The organism is Adlercreutzia sp. DFI.6.23 (assembly GCF_024462535.1).
Taxonomy (GTDB): Bacteria; Actinomycetota; Coriobacteriia; order Coriobacteriales; family Eggerthellaceae; genus Adlercreutzia; species Adlercreutzia rubneri.
The window spans coordinates 1-18,797 of sequence record NZ_JANGBP010000010.1; the positions used below are offsets into that span (position 1 = coordinate 1).

At 64.8% G+C, this 18,797-nt stretch carries 14 protein-coding genes and 1 rRNA gene; 14 read left to right on the forward strand and 1 reads right to left on the reverse strand.

Annotated features, from left to right (window positions below; all coding sequences use genetic code 11):
* Positions 1 to 165 precede the first annotated feature (165 nt).
* From rrf to moaC, 13 genes are all read left to right on the forward strand, one after another.
* Positions 166 to 280, forward strand: a 5S ribosomal RNA gene (rrf, locus tag NE591_RS09650).
* A gap of 69 nt (positions 281 to 349) precedes the next feature.
* Positions 350 to 1,246 (forward strand): acetamidase/formamidase family protein, encoded by an 897-nt coding sequence (locus NE591_RS09655; protein ID WP_227070696.1) that lies wholly within the window; start codon positions 350 to 352, stop codon positions 1,244 to 1,246.
* A 275-nt stretch (positions 1,247 to 1,521) separates the two neighbouring features.
* A complete protein-coding gene (modA, locus tag NE591_RS09660) occupies positions 1,522 to 2,445 on the forward strand; it encodes a molybdate ABC transporter substrate-binding protein (RefSeq protein WP_227070695.1) in 924 nt (307 codons plus the stop codon).
* 211 nt (positions 2,446 to 2,656) lie between these two features.
* Positions 2,657 to 4,192, forward strand: a complete 1,536-nt coding sequence (modB, locus tag NE591_RS09665; protein ID WP_256156644.1) for a molybdate ABC transporter permease subunit — start codon at positions 2,657 to 2,659, stop codon at positions 4,190 to 4,192.
* Entirely contained in the window at positions 4,193 to 5,299 is a 1,107-nt protein-coding gene (locus NE591_RS09670) for a sulfate/molybdate ABC transporter ATP-binding protein (RefSeq protein WP_157012975.1), read from the forward strand. It abuts the gene before it with no gap.
* A 259-nt stretch (positions 5,300 to 5,558) separates the two neighbouring features.
* Positions 5,559 to 6,329, forward strand: a complete 771-nt coding sequence (locus NE591_RS09675; RefSeq protein WP_227070693.1) for a hypothetical protein — start codon at positions 5,559 to 5,561, stop codon at positions 6,327 to 6,329.
* A gap of 31 nt (positions 6,330 to 6,360) precedes the next feature.
* Entirely contained in the window at positions 6,361 to 9,249 is a 2,889-nt protein-coding gene (locus tag NE591_RS09680; protein ID WP_157012974.1) for a molybdopterin-dependent oxidoreductase, read from the forward strand.
* Entirely contained in the window at positions 9,249 to 9,860 is a 612-nt protein-coding gene (locus NE591_RS09685; protein WP_157012973.1) for a 4Fe-4S dicluster domain-containing protein, read from the forward strand. Before NE591_RS09680 ends, NE591_RS09685 begins: the two co-directional genes overlap by 1 nt.
* A 259-nt stretch (positions 9,861 to 10,119) precedes the next feature.
* A complete protein-coding gene (locus NE591_RS09690; protein WP_256156645.1) occupies positions 10,120 to 10,857 on the forward strand; it encodes a molecular chaperone in 738 nt (245 codons plus the stop codon).
* Position 10,858: 1 nt separating this feature from the next.
* Entirely contained in the window at positions 10,859 to 11,596 is a 738-nt protein-coding gene (locus tag NE591_RS09695; RefSeq protein ID WP_157012972.1) for a ferric reductase-like transmembrane domain-containing protein, read from the forward strand.
* A gap of 67 nt (positions 11,597 to 11,663) precedes the next feature.
* Entirely contained in the window at positions 11,664 to 13,229 is a 1,566-nt protein-coding gene (locus NE591_RS09700; protein WP_256156646.1) for a LuxR family transcriptional regulator, read from the forward strand.
* Positions 13,230 to 13,316: 87 nt separating this feature from the next.
* On the forward strand, positions 13,317 to 14,318 hold the full coding sequence (moaA, locus tag NE591_RS09705; RefSeq protein WP_157012971.1) for a GTP 3',8-cyclase MoaA: 1,002 nt from the start codon (positions 13,317 to 13,319) through the stop codon (positions 14,316 to 14,318).
* Between the two features lie 182 nt (positions 14,319 to 14,500).
* Positions 14,501 to 15,001, forward strand: a complete 501-nt coding sequence (moaC, locus tag NE591_RS09710; protein ID WP_157012970.1) for a cyclic pyranopterin monophosphate synthase MoaC — start codon at positions 14,501 to 14,503, stop codon at positions 14,999 to 15,001.
* Between the two features lie 165 nt (positions 15,002 to 15,166).
* Here moaC and NE591_RS09715 read toward each other — a convergent pair whose 3' ends face one another.
* Complete coding sequence (locus NE591_RS09715; protein ID WP_231699601.1) at positions 15,167 to 16,960, reverse strand: FAD-binding protein; 1,794 nt, start codon at positions 16,958 to 16,960, stop codon at positions 15,167 to 15,169.
* A 337-nt stretch (positions 16,961 to 17,297) separates the two neighbouring features.
* Between NE591_RS09715 and NE591_RS09720 the strand changes: the two genes are divergently transcribed.
* Positions 17,298 to 18,794 carry a response regulator transcription factor gene (locus NE591_RS09720; protein WP_256156647.1) on the forward strand — a complete coding sequence of 499 codons (1,497 nt, stop codon included), beginning with the start codon at positions 17,298 to 17,300 and terminating at the stop codon, positions 18,792 to 18,794.
* Positions 18,795 to 18,797: the final 3 nt, after the last annotated feature.

Here is an 18,797-nt window from a genome sequence, read left to right on the forward strand (position 1 = left end):
ACCTGCTCAGGCGAGCGCTACTAATAGCCCGAGCTCTTCTTCATTGCCAAGACTACGATCGAGATCGAGAGATGGACGTGTCGCGCGCATGCAACCGCCAGGGTGGCGCGGGGGATCCCCGGGCCCCTCGGACGGCAAGACGATTGCCGCGGGAGCGCCTCCCGCGAGCGGAACCATGGAGTGGGGGATCACCCGATCCCATTCCGAACTCGGCAGTTAAGCCCCACCTCGCCGAAAGTACTGCGGCGCCAGGCCGCGGGAGGACAGGTCGTTCCGCTCGCAGGGGGCGCTTTTTCTACTATAATGATTGACACCTGGAAGGGTGTCTTTTTTGTTTTAGGAGGAGTGCATGGTTGAGCTGGGTGACGAGAAGGTTCTGTATGCGTTCGATAAGACGCTGGAGCCGGCGTTAGTGGTGCCTTCGGGGACGACGGTGCGCGTACGCACGAAGGACTGCTTCGGGAATCAGGTGCAGCGGCCCGATGACGAACTCGATGAGATCGATTGGGATCACATCAATCCCGCCACGGGTCCGATCTTTGTGGAGGGCGCGGTGCCCGGCGGGGCGCTGAAAGTCACCATCGAGGCCATCGAGTTCGACGGGCAGACGGCTTCCTGCACCGGCGAGGGCGAGGGGGTGTGCGGCGATCGCTTCGACGCCTGGAGCACGCATCTCTGCAAGATCGACGGAGACGAGCTGGTGTGGGACGAGGGGCTGCGCATTCCGCTGAGGCCCATGATCGGCGTTATCGGCGTGGCGCCGGCTGGCGAGCCTGTTAACTGCGGCACGCCGGGCTCCCATGGCGGCAATATGGACAATACGGCCATCACGGCGGGCGCGACGCTGTACTTCCCCGTATATACCGACGGCGCGCTTTTCGGCTGCGGCGACATGCACGCGGCCATGGGCGATGGCGAGATCAGCGTGTCCGGCGCCGAGGCGGCCGGGTGGGCCACGGTGACCTTGGAAGCCCTGCCGAAGCTGGCGCTGACCGATCCCCTCATCGAGAACGCGACGCATCTCGGCGTCATTGCCTCGGCCGAGTCTTTGGATGCCGCTGCCGACCGCGCGGTTCACGAGATGGTCGATCTCATCTGCGACCGCACGGGAAAGCCGGCCGACGAGATGGTCATGCTGCTGTCCCTTGTGGCCGACGTACAGGTGTGCCAGATGGTGGATCCGGAGAAGACGGTTCGCTTCATGGTGCCCAAATACGTGCTGGATGCCCTTGGGTTCAAGCTGTAGAAGCGAGTTCGTAGAGAAGCCTCGGAAGAGGTCTAGGAAGAATCTCCGTAGGGGGCGACCTCGGTCGCCCCTTTTTTTGTCGTGCGAAGGTATCCCTCTCGCGAGGGCTGACCAAGGTCAGCCCCTGCGGACGTTTCCCATGGAGGAGCGCGAGGGGTTCGGAACCATATTCGGAGATGAGAATGATAGGACTTGCGATTATATGAGAATAAGGATAATATATCCAAAACGCTTTATTCGCGAAGACGTATAACCTATCAGGGAGGAAGACCCCAATGCGCAAAAGTTGGAAACTCGGTGCCGTGTCGGTGGCTCTTATGGCCGCCCTGGGCCTCTTCGGCTGCTCAGGCGGCGACACTACGGAGCAGAAGGCCGATGAGCCCGCTGCCCCCCAGACGGAAACTCAGGCCCCCGAGGCGACCGAGCCTGAGGGCGAGACGGTTGAGCTGCAGATTTTCGCCGCCAATTCCCTGACCAAGGCCATGGCCGAGGCCGAGGAGCTCTACACTCAGCAGAACCCCAACGTCACCTTCGGCGACACTCAGTACGAGGCTTCCGGCACGCTGAACGAGATGCTCGGTGCCGGTCAGTACGCCGACATCCTCATTACGGCCTCGAAGGGCACCATGGACGATGCGGTTGAGGCGGGCTATGTCAAGGAGGACACCCGCCAGACCATGTTCAACAACGACCTGGTCATCGTCACCAAGGAGGGCGGTGACCTGGCAGGTCAGGACATCAGCCTTGAGGACATCGCCGCCGGCAAGTACACGCTGGCCGTGGGTGACGAGAACGTGCCGGCCGGCAACTACGCCTGCCAGTCCCTGACGACGGTCGGCGGCTACATCGAGCCCGACGGGGCCACCGGCGCCGATGCCACGGGCAAGGGCGGCGAGTTCTCCGCGACCTTGCAGCCGAAGGTGACCCTCGGCGGCAAGGTGGGCGACGTGTGCAAGTATGCCGAGTCCGGCGAGGTTGACATCGCCATGGTCTACACCTCGGACGTGTACCGCATGGGCGGTGTCGCCATCTGCTCGGTGGTTCCCAACGACACCCACAAGGCCATTACCTATCCGGGCGCGGTATGCACCGACAGCAAGAGCGCCGAGGCGGCACAGGCCTTCCTCGAGTGGTGCATGACCGACGAGGACGCCAACCAGATTTGGGAGAAGTGGGGCTTCGAGCTCGCCCAGAACTAAAGTGTTCGCGGTAGAATAGTGCGAGTTGCAAAAGGCATCTCGTCAGGCGGGCGGGGCGCATAGCTCCGCCCGCCTGGTGCATCGGCTCTTCGACGCAAAAGCGGTGATGCGTGTGGCCGTGCAGCGGGGTCGCTGGGAGGTTGTCGGAGGAAGGTTCGATGCACGGGGGTCGGCGCGGTCGTGGAAGTGTGAATCGGGAAGAGCGGTGACTATGGAATCAAGGGAAGTGCGCGGAGCGAGACGATCTGCGATTGACCTGAGGGCGTTGACGCTCAGGTTGGCCGCAGCTGTGATCTTGGTCTGGGCCTCGATGGCCGCATGCCCCCCTGCGGCTTGGGCCGACGATGCGGAGCAGGCTGTCCAAGATGCCGAGATAGACATCTCCGCTGACGGCGATGCGGCCCGCATGGAAGGCTGCGACTTCGCTGTGGAGGGTTTCGAATGTTCGCGCACGGGATCCGCGCGCGACATCGACGGCCTCAGCTACGGCTACACCTACCGGCTTTCAGGCACCGACCGCGTGGCTGTCGTCAACACGGCCGACTACGCCGTGCTCTTCATTCCCCGGACGGTGGCCGACGAGTTCGGCATCGAGGACGAGGGCAGCTCTCAGGTGCAGGAAATAAAGACCTACTTGGCGGCCCTGGATGAGAACTTCTCCACGGGGGTGAACCCGCTGGCGAGCCAAGAGGAATGGAAGGTGCTCATTGCCGATGCGGAAGGCACTGAGGGAGCATCGCTCGCCGTGGGCGACGTGGTATTCACCTTCGGACGCGAGATCTCGGAGGGCCGCTTCTACGTGACCATCGAGGGTCCCGACGACACCTTCGACGTGAAGAGCGAGGTGCGACCGTCCCAGATGGACAGCGGGCTCCTCGTGCCGGCGGAGGGCGCCGTCATCGCCCAGAAGGGCGGCCCGCTTGAGCAGGTGGGGGAGTTTCTCTCGTCCATGGACTACTCGCCTTTATGGGTGACGCTCAAGACCTGCGGCGTGGCCATTGTGTTCGTGTTCTTCCTGGGGCTGGCCGCCGCATATTTCACGCTGCGCATCTCGAAGCGCGCCCAGGATATCTTCGATACCATCTTCACCATTCCCATGGTGCTGCCGCCGACGGTCTGCGGCTTCCTTCTGTTGTCGGCGCTCGGGCGCAACACGGCCTTCGGGCGCTTCTTCCAGGAGATCGGATTCCCGCTCGTGTTCAGCTGGCAGGCCACGGTCCTCGCTGCGGTGGTGGTGGCCTTCCCGCTCATGTATCGCAGCGCCCGGGGCGCCTTCGAGAGCTTGGATCCGAACATGCTCGACGCGGCCCGTACCTTGGGCTGGTCCAACGGGCGCATCTTCCTGCGCCTCATGCTGCCCTTGGCCTGGCCGTCCATCGCCTCGGGCACGGTGCTCGCCTTCGCCCGGGCCTTGGGCGAGTTCGGGTGCACGCTGTTTCTGGCGGGCAACCAACTGGGCAGCACCCGCACCATCCCCATTGCCATTTACTTCGAGTGGATGAACGGCAACACCGAGGCCACCTGGTTTTGGACGATCGTGCTTTTGGTGTTCAGCTTCCTCGTGATTTTGTTCATCAACCTATGGAGCCGGCATACCACGCGCTATCGCCAGAAGAGCAGCCACGAGGGGCGCTCGCCCAAGCCGCGGAGAAACGGCACGCGGGGCGGCGGCCGAAGGAGGAGCGCGAAGGGCCTTCGGGAGGACAGTGCCGGAAGTGCCGACGTTCTGGGAGAGGGGGTGGCCTAGATGAGCCTGGACGTGCGCATCAAGAAGAGCTTCGGCGACTACACCCTGGACGTGGCTTTTGCGGGCGGCGATGAGACTTTGGGCTTTCTGGGGGCCTCCGGGTGCGGCAAGAGCCTCACGCTGCGCTGCATCGCGGGCATCGAGACGCCGGATGAGGGCCGGATCGTTGTGAATGGCAAGGTGTTCTTCGATTCCGAGCAGAAGATCAACCTGACGCCGCAGCAACGTAAAACGGCCCTTCTGTTCCAGAACTACATGCTGTTTCCTAACCTGACGGTGGCGGATAACATCGGCGCGGGCATCGGGCGCGAGGTGCCGAGGGCGGAGCGCGAGCGCATCGTATCCGAGGAGCTGGAGCGTTTCGGCCTGCGCGGTTTCGGGCAGCGCTATCCGGCCCAGCTCTCCGGTGGCCAGCAGCAACGCGTGGCTCTGGCCCGTATGCTGGCGGCGCGGCCGGGCATCCTCATGCTGGACGAGCCCTTCAGCGCCCTGGACTCTCACTTGAAAGGGGTTCTCGAGCAGAACCTCGTGAGCCTGTTCGAAGCTTTTGAGGGAACGATCTTATATGTGAGCCACGATATCGACGAGTCGCTGCGGTTCTGCGACCGCATCGCGGTGGTGGATGCCGGGCGCATCGTGGAGATGGATCGGGGGCGGGAGCTGGTGAACCGTCCGCAGTCGGTGGCGGGGCTGAAGCTGTCGGGCTGCAAGAACGCTCCGGCGGCGGAGTACGCCGGGCCGCACGCGGTGCACGTCCCCCCGTGGGGCATTGACGTGCATACGGCCCAGGAAGTGCCGCGAGATGTGAAGTGCCTGGGCCTTCGCGCCTTCTATGTGGAGAGGGCGGAGGGCCCCGGCGAGAACTGCTACCGCGTTCGCGTCGATCGGGTGAGCGATGCCCGCTTCGAGCGCATGGCGCTTCTGGGCTTTCTCGATCGCGACGATGCGGATGGCGCCGCTGTCGCCTTCGAGACGAACGAGATGAGCTACCTGCACCAGCATATGTTCTGGCGCGTGAGCATGCGCGAAGGCGTTGCGTTGCCGGAGGTGGGGGAGAGGCTGTGGGTGCGCATCCCTCCGGACAAGGTGTATCTGGTGAGTCGATAATTCCACTCATCAAAAAGTGCGAGCAAAAGCGCAGGTAAAACGGGTCACTCACCCAGCCTGCGTGAGATTTTTGCGCCCATTTTCTCAATTTCAGGCAGTCTGCGGGTAGTCGTTTTCAATCCCAATCGCCTATAGTTCCGACCCGTGGAACCGCTTCGAAAACCTCCGAGACATAGTTGGTGCGAGGAGGCGAAGCGGCAAGGAGGAGAACCAAATAGGTAAGAGGGGAGGGTCGCATCCGCTGCGATGCGAAGCATGCATGGCTGATTTTGAAACCCGCGAAATGCCGCGAGACGATTCCCAGGAGCGCGAGGAGGCAGCCGCCGAGGCGGCGATGGATGTTGCCGCGCTCGCTGCTGACGATTTGCCCGACGCCGCCGAACTCACCTTCGAGGAGAAGCTCGCGGAGCTGAACCGCACGGTGATGCGTCATCCCTTGAACCGCGAGATCCTGTACAAGACCCTCGCCTTCTGCGCCGAGGAGCGCCCGCTTCGCGAGGCGGAGGACTTCATCGCGGCGCTCCCCCAGTTCGAGCGCGCCACCCAGAACCAGTTCTATATGCTGATGTCCCTTGTTCGCTCCTACGGCCTCGACATGATCGAGCGCGACGAGGACGGCAACCGCGTTTTGCCCGAGCAGAAGGAGGGGCTCTCCGAAGACGAGGTCGACGATCTCGTGGCCGAGATCTCGTTCAAGAGCACGGATGTGGGCGACTGGTTCGTCGATTACAACAAGCCGTCCGCGCGCCTCGTGGATCTGCTTCATCTTGTGCCCGAACGCACCGATACCTACATCGAACTTTTGGAATTCGTCGAGGCGGCCCCGCGCCCCTACGGGCAGATCGAGGAGCTGCTCTTGGGCAGGCCCGCTCTTCAGACGGTGATCGACGGTCGCGTCGAGACCATGCAGCCGTCGGTATTTGTGGACAAGCTCGAGCGCGCTGGCGCTCTGGTTTGGAAAGAAGGTTGGACGTTGACCGAGGAGGGAAGGGAGTTTCTGGAAGATCTGAAGGTGAACGGACAAGCGTAATCACGTGTAAGCAAGAGGAGAGGAAGACAATATGTCAAAAACGAATTTGACACGTCGCAGCTTCGTCAAAGTGTCCGCTCTCGCGGGCGCGGCCGCTGCGGTGGGCGCCTCCATGGCCGGCTGCATGCAGGAAGCTGCGCCGGAAGAGGAGCTCGCCGGTACCGGCGAGGCGGGCGTCTCGAGCACCGAGGGCCTGACGAAGATGCGCACGAGCTGCCATGGCTGCATTCAGATGTGCCCGGCCATCGCCTACCTGAAGGACGGCGTGGTCGTGCGGCTCGAGGGCGATCCGGAGGCCCCGGTGTCCCGCGGCAGCCTCTGCATCAAGGGCCTCAACCAGCTGCACACCATGTACAGCCCGCGCCGCATCCTGCACCCCCTGCGCCGGGCCGGCGAGCGCGGCGAGAACAAGTGGGAGGTCATCTCCTGGGACGAGGCCATCACCGAGGCGGCCACCCATATCAAGGACGCTATCGACCAGTACGGCAACTACGCGTTCTTCGCCAGCGTGGGCGGCGGCGGCTCCTACTCGTTCATGGAGGCCATGACGCTTCCCATGGCCTTCGGTAGCCCGACCGTCTTCGAACCCGGCTGCGCCCAGTGCTACCTGCCCCGTTGGGCCCTCTCGAAGCTCTTCTACGGCGGCGACGACCAGTCCATCGCCGACAACGCCGTCCAGGAGATCTTCAAGGTGAACGACAACAAGACCGAGGTCGTGGTCATCTGGGGCGCCCAGCCCTCCGTGTCCGAGACCGCCGAGTCCGGCCGCGGCATGGCGGAGCTCCGCGCCGCCGGCGTGAAGACCGTGGTCGTCGACCCGAACTTCTCGCCCGACGCCGTGAAGGCCGACGTGTGGCTGCCCGTACGTCCCGGCACCGACACGAAGCTTCTGCTCTCGTGGTTCCGCTACATCTTCGAGAACAAGCTCTACGACGAGGAGTTCACGAAGTACTGGACGAACCTGCCCTTCCTGATTGACCCGGACACGAAGCTGCCCGTGAAGGCGCAGGAACTGTTCCCCGACTTCAAGCAGACGACGCCCGAGAACACCCCGGCCTACGTGTGCTTCGATCTGAAGACGAACGCCGTAGCGCCCTTCGAGTACTCCGCTCCCGCCGATTCGGCCGTGGATCCCGAGATCTTCTGGGCCGGCGAGTTCAACGGCAAGCAGTACAAGACCGCCGGTCAGATCTACAAGGAGGAGGCCGATCCCTGGACGCTCGAGAAGACGGCCGAGGAGTGCTGGCTGCAAGCGGATAAGATCGAAGAGGCCATCAAGCTCTATGTTGAGAACAACGGCGGCATCGCCAACGGCGTGGCCTCCGACATGACTGAGTCCGCCTCCCAGGTGCCGCTCGGCTGCATGGGCCTCGACTCCATCATGGGCCGCATCAACAAGCCCGGCGTCACCATGACCCAGAAGGGCGGCGGCTACTTCGCCACCATGACCGACACCGGTGAGACCAAGCTGGTGCGCCCGGTCACCTACAACAACGGCTTCGGCGGCATGTTCTCCGACATGTACGGCGTCGGCGCGGTCATCGGCATGTCCGATGCCGAGAACGAGGCGCGCATCAAGCAGCTCGGCGAGGCCATGCCCGACTCCCAGCGCATCCTGAACAAGCTTCTGCAGGATCGTCTGGGCATGAAGGATCACAAGGGCCTCTACGCCTGGTGCCACTCCCACATCCCCACGGTGCGCAACGCCATCGCCACCGGCGAGCCCTTCAAGCCGCGCGTGTGGTTCGACATGTCCGGCAACAAGCTGGCCATGCTCGGCAACGCGAAGTCCTGGTACGACGTGTTCCCCGAGGTGGACTACATCATCGGCCAGTACCCGATGCTCACCTCCTTCCACATCGAGGCGTGCGATCTGGTCTTCCCGCTGCGCGAGTGGCTGGAAGAGCCCATGGTGAACATGACCCAGCTGGACACCCAGTGGCTGCAGAACGAGTGCGTGCACATCGGCGAGACCGTGTCGCACTCCATCCCGGCGGCCCAGGTGGTGGCCAAGTGCCGCGAGATGTGGGGCGGCCACATCCCGAACGGCCTGGAATTGGGCGATGGCACGGCTTATCTGGGCAGCGCCACCGAGGCCGAGGTCAAGCAGGGCGTTGCCGACACGCTCGGCGCTCCCGACTGGGAGACCCTGCAGGCGAACACCGACGAGTACGTGCCGTTCGTGACGCCGGACTACTGGAATTACAACCAGCACGAGCAGATCGCCGACGACGGCCTGCCCTCCGGCTTTGCCACCGAGTCCCGCAAGGTGGAGACCTACTGCCAGATGCTCATCCGCATGGCTCGCAACGGGTACCCGTACTGCTATCCGGAGCCCCAGGAGGCCTGCGAGGACTACAGCCCCATCTGCGTGCCCATCGAGCCGGTCGAGTCCCCCTACGAGGGCATGCCGGGCTACGATCCCGAGTACCCGTTCGTGCTCACGAGCGGACGTGTGCCCTACTTCCACCACGGCACCATGCGCCATGCTCCCTTCAGCCGCGAGCTGTTCCCCTGCGCCGAGATCCGCATCAACCCGGCCAGCGCCAAGGAGCTCGGCATCGAGCACATGGACTGGGTCAAGGTCACCAGCCGCCGCGGCGAGGTGCATGCCCGCGCCTACCTGACCGAGGGCGTCCACCCCAAGACCGTGTGGATGGAGCGCTTCTGGAACCCCGAGTGCTTCGACGCCTCCCAGGCCAACCCCACCGGCGGCTGGCGCGAGTGCAACGTCAACGTGCTCACCAAGAACGACGCCCCCTTCAACGAGGTCTACGGCTCCTACACCAACCGCGGCTTCACGGTGAAGATCGAGAAGTCCGAGCGTCCTGCCAACATTTGGGTGGAGGCTGAGGAGTTCGAGCCCTTCATGCCCACTCAGGAAATGCTCGCTGAAGCCCAGACGAAGGATGTGTTCTAATGAAAAATACGCTTGTCATCGACCTGGACCGCTGCTCGGGCTGCGACTCCTGCGTGGCCGCCTGCAAGATGGAGAACCAGATGAACCTGGGCGTGGTGCGCAACCACGTGTCCGCCATCGGCCCCACCGGCACCTTCCCGGACATCGAGATGTACTGGCTGCCCATGCAGTGCCAGCAGTGCGAGAATCCCGGCTGCATCGAAGTGTGCCCCACCGGCGCCTCCTACCGCGACGAGGAGACCGGCATCGTGCTCGTGAACGCCGAGGATTGCATCGGCTGCGAGAGCTGTCTGACGGGCTGCCCCTACGGCGTGCGCCAGCTGAACCCGAAGACCAACACCATCGAGAAGTGCACGCTGTGCTTCCAGCGCAAAAACGACGAGAACTGGGTGCCGGCCTGCGTGCACAACTGCTGCTGCGGCGCTCGCACCTTCGGAGACTTGGACGATCCGAACTCCGAGGCCGCGAAGGTCGTGGCTGCCGCCGGCGAGAACGCGCACTACCTGTTCGATCCGGCCGACCTGCATCCCACGACGGTCTACATCCTCTCGGAGAAGACCGCCAAGTGGCAGGAGGAGCCCGTCGAGGTCACCCGCTACGAGAAGAAGTAGCCATTTTGCGTGAGGGGTGCGCTTGCACCAGCCCGTAGGTGCGCCCCTCGGTTTTCGGTTGCCCCGACCGTCGCTCCCTCCCTTTTGGCGGTCGGGCGCTCTTGCGGGTTCGCAGTTTGAACCCGCAGGACGGGGGCTGCTGCTTTGGTGCGCCGGTGCGCCGCTTTTTCGAGGTCGCAGTTCCTGTCCTGCGGAGCGCTCTGGCGCTACGCGGTTTGTGCCCAACGAGGACGGGCGAGTCTGAGAGGAGAGGGGATACATGGTAGATGAGATGAGCGTCGCTGCGGCCGATGAGGCTGTGGTGACGGAGGACATGATCGCGGCCCTCAAGGGTCGCGCGGCGTTCTACGACCTTTTGGCGGCCATCTACTTCCGGCCGTTGACGGCTGAGCAAATCGATAACATCGCCGAGATGGATTGGTCGAAATATGCCGATGTGAACGAGCTGTTCGCCGACGGGGTGAACGATATCACGCGCTATTTGCGCAAGCGGAACTCCGGCACGCGCCAGGCGCTGGCCGTGGACTTCACTTCCGCCTTCGCCGGAACCTCCTCGTGGAAGGGCCGCTACGCGGTGCCCTACGAGAGCGTGCACACGAGCGAAGAGGGGCTCATGTTCCAGGACGCTTACCACGAGGTTTTCCAGCTGTACAAGGCCAACCACGTGGCCAAGGCCGAGGGCTACGACTTCCCCCACGATCACCTGTCGTTCATGTGCGAGTTCCTCGTGGTGCTCTCAGATCGCATCATTGCCGCCCTTGAGGCCGGCGACGACGCGGAGGCCCTGCGTCAGGTTCGCACGTCCCGCGCGTTCCTCGCCGACCATATCCTCTCGTGGTTCGACACGTTCCAGGATCTGGCGCTTCTGCTTTTGGAGACGCGCTTCTATCGGGGCGTCTTGAAGATTTCCAAGGGTTTCTTCCTCGAGGACGCCGAGCTTTTGGATGCTATCGCCGTCGAGCTCGAGCAGCGCCTCGAGGTGCGAGAGGAGAGGTAACATGGACTTCGCGATCATCCTTGCAGTCACCATCGTCGGCTGCTTCGCCCTGCGCAACCCCTTGAAGGCGCTTCCGGTCGCGTTCTACGCCGCCGCCATCGCCATCGACGTCGTCTACGTGTACGGCGTGTTCTTCGGGCTGCCGCGCGCCATTTGGAGCCCGCTGTTCGTCCTCATCCAGAAGTGCGAGCTGTCGCTGGCCCTGTTCGTGGTCGTCATGTTCATCGGATGCCTGAACCGGGACGGCCGCGCCTATCACTGGCTGAAGCCCGTGCGCAGCGAGCTGTCCATCGTGGCGTGGTTCCTCTCGCTCGGGCACATGGCCGTGTACCTGGAGAGCTACCTGCCGCGCCTTCTCGGCGGCGGCGAGATCGGGGGCAACGTCATGGGCGCCTTCGTTTTGGCGGTCGTGCTGCTCGTGCTGCTCGTCGTGCTCGGCGTGACGTCCTTCGCCTTCGTGAAGCGGCAGATGTCCACGGCCTCGTGGAAGAAGGTGCAGAAGCTGGCCTACCCGTTCTTCGGGCTGGTGTACGTGCACCTGCTGCTGATGCTTTTGCCCTCGGCCCTGCACGGCGGCCTCGCCGCCCAGGCCTCGGTGGTCGTGTACTCGGTGGTGTTCGTCGGCTATGCCCTCTGCCGCGTGGGCCGGGCGTTGGTCGACCGGAGCGCCGAGGATGCCGTGTCCGCGTCCAACGACCCGACTCCCGCCATCTCCGACGAACCGGAAATGGTATCGTAGGCCAATCGGATCACATCGAGGAGCGCTCGGCTGTCGCCGGGCGCTCCTTGCGCTAGGGAGGGCAGTGATGGCCGAGACGAAAAACTTCATGGCGAAGCTCGTGCGCGCGTGGCCGGCATTGCCGTACATGGCCTTGGGGGCCCTGCTAGCTTCGGTCTATATAGCGAGCTCGGGAACGGCGTGGCTGTCTGATAGCGAGATCAACGGCGGAAACCTTTCGGTGCTGACGGTGACCATGAGCCTGTCGGCCGGCGGCCTCATGCTGTTGTCCACGTTCGCAGTGCCCCGGGTGCGCTCGTGGCTCGAGCGCCCGACGGCGTGCCTTTGGGCGGGGGCGGTCTCCTCGCTCGGCGCCCTCATCGTCATACTTATCGGGCCCTATTATTTGACGCCGATGCTGCCTTATCCCGTTATCCGATCGCTTTTCTTCATCGGCGGCATACTATTCGGCGTGGGGCTCGGGGCGATCGCCCTGCGTTGCGGGCAGCTCTACGGCGCGCTGCCGCCGCGCCAGGTCATCCTGTACGTGGCCTACTCCCAGTTCGTCGTGGGAGCCTCCTTCTTCATTGTGCTGGGATCGCCCGCCTGGGCGCCGGTTCCCGGCGGTCCCAGCTTGGCGGGCATGGCTTCGTTCGTGCTGCTGCCTTTGGCGGCCGGCATCTTGGCATCGTTCTCCCGCCATATCGAGCAGCCGACGCCCACTCTTGTGCGCGACCATTCGCGCCGGTCGCTGCCGAAGTCGTTCTGGAAGCTTCTGGCCGTGGTCTTCGTGTTCTCCTGCATCGTGTCCTCGGTGTACGCATCCACGGTGGCGGTCTCCTCCATCGAGACGACGCTGTCCGGGTCGCGTCTCGTCATGCTCGCGCGCATGCTTCTGGCGTTGGTTTTGGCGGTGGTGGCCGTGGGCATCGAGGGGGATCGACTCAACTTCGGGAAGCTGTACTCGGTGGTGATGGTGGCCTCCGTGGCGCTTGTCGCCTGCCTGCCCTTGGTAACGGTGCTGCATACCGTGCTCGCCCAGGTGGTGTCGCTGTCCAGCGTCGTGTTCGAGCTGTTCCTGTGGTGCATTCTCGCCTTCATCGTCTTCCAGCGGCGCACCTCCGCGGTCATCGTGTTCGGCTACGGCTACGGCGCCTACCAGCTTGGCAACGGCATCGGCTGGCTCTTCGGGGCGCAGCTTTTAGGGACGCTGTTCGGTGCCGTCGGCGAGGCCTTCGCCTATATGATCATGGCGCTCATCGTGCTCGCTTGCGCCTTTCTCATCTTCTCCGAGCGCGAGTTCGACCGATTGTTCGCGCCGGGGGAGGAGGGCGCCCCCTCGCTTGACGAGCTGCTGATGAGGGATCTTGCCGCCGAGAGCGAGGGGCCGGCCCGCGAGGACGAGCCGGTGCGCAAGGGACGCTTCGGTCTGGCGATCGAGGCTTTGGCCGCAGACTACCAGCTCTCTCCCCGGGAGACCGACGTGCTGCGCTGTCTGGCCATGGGCTACAACTCGTCCACCACGGCGAGCAAGCTCAGCATCTCCTGGAACACGGTGCGCACCCATACGCGCAACGTCTACGGCAAGCTGGGCGTTCATTCCCAGCAGGAGCTGATTGCCATGGTGGATGACGTCACGGCGGCCGAGGGGTAGGATATCTCGCGGCGCTCCTCGATGCGGATTGCGGTTTATTTCGAGTTCGATATAATAAGCAGTCAAAACACGTTGCGAGGGGTGACTTTGAAAGACTCACACGGTCGTACTATCGATTATCTGCGCATATCGCTGACGGATCGCTGCAATTTCCGCTGCGTCTACTGCATGCCCGAGGAGGGCGTGTGCGCGATGTCCCATGACGAGATCCTGCGCATCGAGGAGATCGAGCGGCTGGTGGCCGTGGCCGCCGGGCTCGGCATCCGCTCGGTTCGCCTCACGGGCGGCGAGCCGTTGGTGCGCAAGGGCGTGGTTGAGCTGGTGGACGCCATCACCGGCATCGAGGGCATCGAGAACGTCTCCATGACCACCAACGGGGTTCTTCTGCCCCGCATGATCGGCGATTTGAAGGCAGCGGGGCTTTCGCGGGTCAACATCTCGCTTGACACCCTGGATCCGGTGCAGTTCCACGAGATCACGCGCACGGGCCGTTTGGAGGACACCCTCGCCGGCATCGACGCGGCGCTCGCCGCAGGGCTCAATCCCGTGAAGGTGAACGCCGTGGCCGTGCGCAGCCTTGACCAGGACTTTTTGGAGTTCGCGAAGCTCTCCATCGATCGGCCGCTGCACGTGCGCTTCATCGAGTACATGCCCGTGGGCGATACAAGCGTCGACGCCGGCACCGGCTGGGGCAAGGAGGATGTCATCCCCTCCGAGGAGTTGTTCGACATCATCAACGAGCGCGCCCGTGCGGCGGGGCTGCCCGAGCTGCGCCCGGCCGGGGCGACGAAGCCTCTGGGCTGGGGTCCGGCGCGCTACTTCGAGTTCCCCGACGCGCTGGGCACCGTGGGCTTCATCAGCCCGCTGTCGCGCCACTTCTGCAGCGAGTGCAACCGCCTGCGCGTGACCGCCGACGGCAAGGTGCGCCCGTGTTTGTTCTCTGATACCGAGTACGATGTGCGCACGGCCCTGCGCGAGGGCGATGACGCCGCAGTGCGCGACGTGCTGCTGACGGCTCTCGGCGCCAAGCCCGACGACCACCATGACAAAGTGGGCACCGACCGCAAGATGAGCCAGATCGGCGGCTAGCTTTCTTCCGGGTTGTCCGGGTTCGCGCTCGGGGCAAGGGCGCCGTGCTCAGACAGTCCTCGCTTGGTGGAACAGCCCACTGGGCTGTTCCAGTCGCTGCGGAACTCCGCGCGGACCCTCGCCCCGAGCGCGAACCCTCCTCTTCCAAGAATGCCTTCCGAACCTGCTAGAAAGGAATTGCAATGACCGAGCAGCTGACCCATATCGACGAGAACGGCGACGTGCGGATGGTGGACGTATCGCAGAAGGCCGACACCGAGCGCGTGGCCGTGGCCGAGGGCTTCATCTCCATGAAGCCGGAGACGTTGGCCCTCATCGTGGAGGGCAAGGCGGCCAAGGGCGATGTGCTCGCCTGCGCCCGGGTGGCCGGAGTGATGGCCGCGAAGAAAACGAGCGAGCTTATCCCCATGTGCCACCCGCTGAACATCACCAAGGCCAAGGTGGAGTGCGCGCCCGTGCGCGAGGGCGAGCGGGAAGACGGGCGCGTGGGTATTCACGTGACTACGATGTGCGGTGTCACGGGCAAGACCGGCATCGAGATGGAGGCGCTCACGGCGGCTTCCGTGACGTGCCTGACCGTGTACGATATGTGCAAGGCCGTGGACCGCGGCATGGAAATTTCCGATGTGCGCCTGCTGAAGAAGGACGGCGGCAAGACGGGCCTCTGGCTGCGGGAGGAGTAGATTTCCGCAGTTTGGAGAGGTTGCGACAGGAAAGCCCCCGGCCGGGGAGGGACGGCCGGGGGCTTTGTCGATGATCTGCGGGAGCCGGGAGGGCGGGCCCCGCAGCGGGAAAGGCATTTCGGGTGAGACGGGCGCGGCCAGCGGCGGCACCCGTCTCTGCCGTTTCTAGCCGAGGAATTTCGCCACGGACTTGCCGCACTCGCGGCCGAGCACCAGGGCGAAGGCCAGCGAGCAGCCGGGGATGGGGGTCACGTACTCGGTGCCGAAACGGCGGCCGCAGTCGTTGCCGGCCATGTACAGGCCGGGAATGGGCTCGTAGTTCGCATCCAAGGCGTTCTGCTCGCCGTCGGTGATGATGCCGCCCATGGTGACCATGGTCTCGCCGAGCACCGGGTCGAAGGTGCAGGCGTAGAAGGGGCCGTCCTTCACCGGGAAGAGCACCTCGGCGGCGCGGCCGAACTCCTCGTCGACGCCGGCCTCGCAGTAGCCGTTCCATCGCTCGATCTGGGCGACGAACTCCGTGGCGGCGTCGCCGGAAAGTCCCATCTGGCCGGCCAGGCCCTCCAGGGTGTCGTCGGCGATCCACTCCACCTGGGTCATGGGGCCGCCACCGCCCGGGCCGCCCTGGCCCTCTTCCTGCTCCGGTTCCTCGTAGGTGCCCTTGAACTTCGCGTAGGCCTTGTCGAGCGAGTCGCGCAGGGAGGCGATGTTCTCCTCATTGGCGGTGAAGCCGGCGTGCTGGGGCAGGGTGTACTGGCGGTACTCGGTGAAGTTGTTGTCCACCACGGCGTACTTCGTCTTGCGGCTCATGAACACGGTCTGGTACCCGCGCTGCTCGGAAGTGGGGTAGTACTCGTTGGCGAAGCGGCGGCCGTTCTCGTCGATCCACACGGCCTGGGGCAGGCAGTTCATCTTGCCGGGAACCGACAGGCCCTTCATGTTCATGCCGGCAACGGGCGTGGTCTCCAGGTGAGCGCCGGCCCAGTAGGCCATCTGCACGCCGCGGCCGTCGTTGGCCGACATGGAGGTCAGCGCGTCCTCGCCGGTGAGGGCCTGGGCCATGTCGGGCATGAAGTAGGCCATCATCTCGGGGTTGCCGCCCATGCCGCCGCAGGCGCAGACGACGGCCTTGCAGTTGATCTTGATGTAGCCGTCCGCGTCAGAGGCCACAAGACCCGCCACGGCACCGTCCTGCATGATGATGTACTCGGCGGTGGTGGCGAAGTGGAACTCGGCGCCGGCCTCCTCGGCCGCGGCCTGGTTGTACATCTGGATCTTCGTCTGGTTGCACTCGCCGTAGAACGAGCACACGCTCGGCCAGAACTTGATGCCCGACAGCTCGCCCATCTGGTGCTCGGTGGGCGGGAAGAACGCCGTGGTCATAGTGGCGAAGTCCTCCTCGGTCAGGCGGTCGAGGTACCAGTTGGAGTTTTCCTCGGAGTTCTGTGCGAACTTCATGACCAGCGAGGGGTTGGGCATGTTGGAGGTGATCTTCATGAAGTTCTGGTAGAACTCCACCGGATCGATGTGCGGCACGCCGCGCTCCTGGAGGATCTTGGCGTTCAGCGAGGCGAACTCGTTGCCCACGGCCTGGTAGGAGTCCTCGGGCTGCTTCTCGATGAGGATGACCTTCTTGCCCTGCTCGGCCAGCTCGCGGCAGGCGGTGATGCCGGCGAAGCCGTGGCCGCAGACCACCGCGTCGCAGTCCCATTCCTGGGCGAAATCGGTCACCTCGGCCGGCGGCGTCATCCAGCTGGTGTCGGTGACGTTGTGGATGTGCACATCGCTGGGCGCGGAGCTGCCCGCGCTCTCGATGTGGCCGCCGTCTTCGGTCTTGGCGGTGCTGTCGCCGCCTGCCGGCGCGCAGCCGGCGAGCCCGGCGGCTCCGGCGGCCATGGCGGCCACGGCGCCCATGCCGATGAACGAGCGGCGGGACATGCCCTTGGTTGTCTTCTCCATAGTTCCCATATCCTCCCTTGGTATCGGGGCGTATCGGTCGGCGTGCACCGAAGCTCGGCGGTGCGGCCGGCGGGGCGCTCGGGGCGACTCCCCGGCCTTCTCGTCGCTCGCCTTGGTGCGGCGCCGGGGCCCATGATGGCACCGCGAGCGGCCCGCGAGGAATCGTCAGCTTGGGGGATTTCCCGGAAAGCGCCCTCGCGGAAATGGGGGAGATGGAAATAAACCGCAGGTCAGCGCCACAGGGCCAGAATGACGGCTCAGTAACGCCGTGGCAACTTCGGAAAGTTTCGCTATACTGGTGCCCGACGAAGCCGCGACAAGCCGGGGAGGGTACAGGTTGCCGCTTTCCAAATACTTCAGGCTCGAGGCGCTCACGCTCATAGCGTTTCTGGCCACCATTCCCATCTACTCGCCGAACCATCTGCTCTTCGAGACCGGCGTCTTCGACGTGCCCACGTTCATGGCGCCCTTCGCGAACACGATGCTTTTCTCCACACTCGTATTGGGCACGCTCGCCGCGCTGGCCTCGGGGCGGCGCTGCCCCGAGAGGCTCTTGGGCCGCGGATGGGTGGTGGCCGGCGTGGCCGCTTATCTTACGGGCTACGGCCTGCTTATAGCCGCGGCGGCGCTGCCGGGCGTGGGCACGGGGGCTGTGGGGGCTCTTTCGGGTTTTCTGTTGGCGGCGGGCACCGTGGAGCTGGCGGTGCTGTGGGGCAGCTACATGGCCGCCTACGACCTGCGCCAGGCGCTTTTGTGGTGCGCCCTTTCCGTGGGCTGCGCGGCGCTCGTGGGGCTTCTGCTGTCCTCCACCACCTTCGGCGTGGGGCTCATCGTGTTCGTGGTGCTGGTGCTGGCGAGCTTCCCCGTGCCCTGCCTGGCGGCGTGGAAGCGCCCGCGGGGCGGCGCGCGCCCGGGAGATCTGGGCGGCGGGGCCAAGGCGGCTGGTGCGGCATCATCCGTGCAGGAGGCGGCGGAATCTCCGGCCCCCACGCGCCGGGCGCGGCTGGCGTCTTTGGCCTCGGTGTCCGGCATGCCGCTGGCGGGCCTCATGGTGTTCGCCTTCATGATGGGGGCGCGGAAGTTCATCCTGTTCGACGTGGTGAACATGGAGCTGCTCGGCTGCGCGCTGGGGGCCGTGGTGGCGCTGCCCATCTGCCTTCTGCGCACGAGCCGGCCGCTCACCACGCTCATCTACCGGATGCTCGTGCCGGCGTTCGCCTTGGTGCTCATCGTGCTGAACAGCTTCCCCGGCACCACGATGCCGATGTTCTTCGCCGCGTGGCTCACCTACGTGTTCTACGGGGCCGTGGCCATCCTCGCCCTGGCGAGCCTGGCGGCCGTGGCCCATGCCCGGGAGTTCTCGGCCGGCTCGGTGTTCGGCACGGCGGTGGCGGCCTTCGCGCTGTTCTCGCTTCTGGGCCTGGGGTGCGCGCCCACCGCCCCCTTCCAGGAAGAGGGCGGCGGCCCGGCGCTCTTGGTGGTGAGCACGTTCTACTTCGTGGGCGTCATCGCGGCGGCGCTCTGGGGCTTTTGGCGCGCGGGCGCGGGGGAGCGCGCGGCCGACGACGGGCTGGGCGCGCGGGATGCCGGCGCGGGGGCCGACGCGCAGGCCCAAAGCGTGCAGGCGCGCTGCGAGGCCTTGGCCGACGAGGCCGGCCTAACGCCGCGGGAGCGCGAGATTTTAGGGTATCTGGGGCGCGGCCACGGCATCGCCTTTGTGGCCGCCACGCTCGTCATCTCCGAGTCCACCGTGCGCACCCACGTGAAGAGCATCTACAAGAAGCTCGGTGTGAACGGCCGCGAGGAGCTGCTCGCGAAGGTGGACGAGGGATAGGGC

Bases quoted from the DNA above. Each gene is read 5' to 3' on its own strand.
- NE591_RS09685 (WP_157012973.1), top strand. From the start codon at position 9,249: ATGAAAAATACGCTTGTCATCGACCTGGACCGCTGCTCGGGCTGCGAC.
- moaC (WP_157012970.1), top strand. From the start codon at position 14,501: ATGACCGAGCAGCTGACCCATATCGACGAGAACGGCGACGTGCGGATG.
- NE591_RS09680 (WP_157012974.1), top strand. From the start codon at position 6,361: ATGTCAAAAACGAATTTGACACGTCGCAGCTTCGTCAAAGTGTCCGCT.
- NE591_RS09655 (WP_227070696.1), top strand. From the start codon at position 350: ATGGTTGAGCTGGGTGACGAGAAGGTTCTGTATGCGTTCGATAAGACG.
- modA (WP_227070695.1), top strand. From the start codon at position 1,522: ATGCGCAAAAGTTGGAAACTCGGTGCCGTGTCGGTGGCTCTTATGGCC.
- NE591_RS09695 (WP_157012972.1), top strand. From the start codon at position 10,859: ATGGACTTCGCGATCATCCTTGCAGTCACCATCGTCGGCTGCTTCGCC.
- NE591_RS09700 (WP_256156646.1), top strand. From the start codon at position 11,664: ATGGCCGAGACGAAAAACTTCATGGCGAAGCTCGTGCGCGCGTGGCCG.
- NE591_RS09675 (WP_227070693.1), top strand. From the start codon at position 5,559: ATGGCTGATTTTGAAACCCGCGAAATGCCGCGAGACGATTCCCAGGAG.
- modB (WP_256156644.1), top strand. From the start codon at position 2,657: ATGGAATCAAGGGAAGTGCGCGGAGCGAGACGATCTGCGATTGACCTG.
- NE591_RS09715 (WP_231699601.1), bottom strand. From the start codon at position 16,960: ATGGAGAAGACAACCAAGGGCATGTCCCGCCGCTCGTTCATCGGCATG.
- NE591_RS09670 (WP_157012975.1), top strand. From the start codon at position 4,193: ATGAGCCTGGACGTGCGCATCAAGAAGAGCTTCGGCGACTACACCCTG.
- NE591_RS09690 (WP_256156645.1), top strand. From the start codon at position 10,120: ATGGTAGATGAGATGAGCGTCGCTGCGGCCGATGAGGCTGTGGTGACG.